At 38.5% G+C, this 383-nt stretch carries 1 protein-coding gene; it reads right to left on the reverse strand.

Going from position 1 to position 383, the window contains the following annotated elements; all coding sequences use genetic code 11:
- Nucleotides 1-190: 190 nt before the first annotated feature.
- On the reverse strand, nucleotides 191-383 hold a 193-nt coding region (locus tag DLK05_RS17755; protein ID WP_209319976.1), incomplete at its 5' end, for a hypothetical protein.

Here is a 383-nt window from a genome sequence, read left to right on the forward strand (position 1 = left end):
TCAGACTGTGAGCATGAGCCCCCGTGTTATTCGTCGATTTGGTGCCGTAATCGAAACTGCCTGTTGTTTTCGTCCCGTAATCAAACGACGATGTGGTTTTCGTCCCCAAATCCGCGGTTACGTCAACCTACCGTTCATGTTGGGCAGTACCTGCCACACGAACGCTTAGTTGTTGTATGCTGGCTTTTCTTCATTCTTCCTCTATCTCAACGAAATCTTTCTCAATACTATTAAAAACATTTATTGTTGCGCTTATTGCTTTAAACAAATCAAAGCTTAACATCTCACTGAAAACTTCTGAATACCTATTTAATTCATCCTTTGATTTAGTCTTTAGAYGAATCATGTTTTTTCTGTGATTATATAATTCATTGATAACTTCT

It is taken from the genome of Ancylomarina longa, assembly GCF_003996985.1.
Taxonomy (GTDB): domain Bacteria; phylum Bacteroidota; class Bacteroidia; order Bacteroidales; family Marinifilaceae; genus Ancylomarina_A; species Ancylomarina_A longa.